This is a genomic window from Enterobacter sp. V89_11, from assembly GCF_029967775.1.
Classification (GTDB): Bacteria; Pseudomonadota; Gammaproteobacteria; order Enterobacterales; family Enterobacteriaceae; genus Enterobacter; species Enterobacter ludwigii.
Window position 1 is genome coordinate 1 of record NZ_JASCAN010000048.1, and the last position, 1,997, is coordinate 1,997.

Annotated in this window: 3 protein-coding genes; all 3 read right to left on the bottom strand. The window is 42.7% G+C overall.

Annotated features, from left to right (window positions below; genetic code table 11):
* Positions 1-558: 558 nt before the first annotated feature.
* Entirely contained in the window at positions 559-1,005 is a 447-nt protein-coding gene (locus tag QLG09_RS22305) for a hypothetical protein (protein ID WP_049022941.1), read from the bottom strand.
* A gap of 225 nt (positions 1,006-1,230) precedes the next feature.
* Complete coding sequence (locus QLG09_RS22310; RefSeq protein WP_049022942.1) at positions 1,231-1,680, bottom strand: hypothetical protein; 450 nt, start codon at positions 1,678-1,680, stop codon at positions 1,231-1,233.
* Positions 1,681-1,800: 120 nt separating this feature from the next.
* Positions 1,801-1,997: ADP-ribosylglycohydrolase family protein (locus QLG09_RS22315; protein WP_282489430.1), on the bottom strand; the 197-nt coding region annotated here is incomplete at its 5' end.

Below are 1,997 nucleotides of genomic sequence, written 5' to 3' on the forward strand. Positions count from 1 at the left end.
TTCCAGAACAGAAGCCCCTCCACCGGGAGCTGAACGGTAATTCGGTTGAGCATAATCTTTATTCCGTAATGGTTTTATGCTGGAGAAGATAATAAAAAACGGATAAATGAAAAAAGTCATTTACTATTACATGTAACCAGGCAGATGAAAAATCACCTGGGGGAAATCGACGAGGAATCTATCATTTAATATGGAACACTTAATTAACTAATTAAAAATATACCCTACGCATAGCACCATACTTTCCCCATGCTAAAAACAAAGCATTGGTATAAAGCACACATTTCTTCCGCAGCGATGAAATTTCCCCAGCACGTCCACAGTGTTACTCCGGAGATGGATAACCCCCTATCATTCGTCAAGCCGACTTCAGTAATGTGTGGTGGAGTCAAACCTGCTGGCTTAACACGCATGGGAAATATCACCTGGTAATGAAGTATTTCCTTGTCAGTTGAGGTGTACAGCCATTTTCAGTCATTCGCCTCAAGGTCTTCGTTACTGGTAGCGGAGGCTATGGGAAACGGATAGATGTTCTAAGTGTTTATAATTTCTCTTCACTTAGGCCGCGGAGGCTAACCAGATACCATAGAATATAAGAATGCAACCAAATGATGCCAGACATTTCGCCAGTAAAAGCAATCCGGGGCTATATCTGTTTGCCAGTGATGACAAAATCGAATAATTTTGCTCCGTGTTATATCGCTGATGAAAACGCATTATAGCTTCAAATATTGTGCAAAGCATAACGACGAAAAACTTAGCCAATAACAGTGTGACAAATGAAGGCGGAATAACGATTAGTACCAACTCACCATCTTCTTTTGTCATCGAGGGGAAAATTTCCCGCAATCCGATCAACACGAAAACAAGAATAAAAGTGCCGACTAATATAAAAGATAATTTTACGAAAAAAACCACCCATTCTTTTTTGTTAAAATTATCTTTGCCATTCCAGATATAGGCAAGAGCGACCAATGAAAAAATAATAAACCCGAGAAACTTCATTAAATCCGCTGCTCCTTATTCGCTCGCCCGACTATGACAGTCACACACTAACAATTGGCGCCACGGCGGGTTGCGTGAGGATGATCACCGCAACCAGTTGACCGAGCTGCCTGCTGCGGTCGATGCACGCATCCGGGTCGGGTCAAGGGCATAACGCAAAGCGGAGACGTGGTTGCGATAACAGTAGAAACAACGGTATCCGTTATGCAACCTTAATCATTGTGCTTACTTTAGCCAAAGACCCGAAAACATAAGGACGCTTCCGAGGGAAATTAAGCTTTTAGCAACGATAAGTAAGCCAGGCGCGACGATGCGTGATATAGACGATATTTTTTCATAATTTTCCACATTGTAGCTTTTGTGCCCCCTCAGAATCCCCGAGAAAACAGTACAGAGCAGCACAACTGTGACCTTTAAACCCCATACGCACAGAAAAGACATAGAAAAAATGATCGAATATTGTTTGGCCGTTGCGATGGAAAACAATGACATCGACTGAGAAAGCCATTTAAACGTAAAGCCAATGACAACTGTGGCTACTAACACCAGAACCAACATCATCCACGCCAGGAGCCACTTTTTCTTGTTAAAAAAATCTTTTCCATTCCAGATAAGCGCTAGTGTCCAAATCATAAAGAAAATAAAGAAAAACCAATGCATTACAATATTTCCCATTTATCCTCTTTAATCTTTTGTCAAAAGGGCAACACACTCAGCAATAACCATTAATCCCGCCATCTGCCTGAGCGGAAATTACGGCCAGCTCAAACCCTCACTATCCAAATATGAAAACAATTACAAGAAAGTATCTTCAGGAGCCCTGTCGAACAGTTCACCTGCCATTCTGGCGATACGTTCGTGTTGTACCAGTTTGTCTTTCCACTCCTGTGGGATACCGGAATAACCATACAGCGCACCCGCGATTTGCCCCGCCGTAGCCGCAACGCTGTCAGCATCATCGGCAAGATTGGCGGCCAACAGAATAGCATCTC

Bases quoted from the DNA above. Each gene is read 5' to 3' on its own strand.
- QLG09_RS22310 (WP_049022942.1), bottom strand. From the start codon at position 1,680: ATGGGAAATATTGTAATGCATTGGTTTTTCTTTATTTTCTTTATGATT.
- QLG09_RS22305 (WP_049022941.1), bottom strand. From the start codon at position 1,005: ATGAAGTTTCTCGGGTTTATTATTTTTTCATTGGTCGCTCTTGCCTAT.